Below are 277 nucleotides of genomic sequence, written 5' to 3'. Positions count from 1 at the left end.
GCGCCGCTGCCCCAACGCGAGGTGGGTCATGGACCCCTTCCACGTGGTCCAGTGGATGAACGACGCGCTCGACGCCGTGCGCTGCGAGGAGTGGAACGCCGCCAGGGCCGCCGCCAGGGCCGCCAGGCCCAGGCCCGAGGGCAAGCGCGGCAGGCCTGCCAAAGGCGAGCTGCCGCCCGAGGAGGTCAGGGCGCTCGAGGAGGAGGCGGCCTCCATCAAGGGCAGCCGCTACGCGCTCGTGAAGAACCCCGAGGACCTCACCGACGGCCAGAGGGCG

1 protein-coding gene is annotated in these 277 nt (G+C 73.6%); it reads left to right on the top strand.

The genetic code is table 11. The annotated features are described in order from the left end of the window. Window positions 1-277, top strand: a 277-nt coding sequence (locus ACQQ92_RS08455) for a transposase (protein WP_427796246.1), incomplete at both ends; no start/stop codon positions are given.

The sequence above is a fragment of the Collinsella sp. SGI.241 genome (assembly GCF_050312955.1).
Lineage (GTDB): Bacteria > Actinomycetota > Coriobacteriia > Coriobacteriales > Coriobacteriaceae > Collinsella.
Note: the sequence above shows the minus strand (reverse complement) of the source record. Positions and strands in the feature narration are given on the sequence as shown.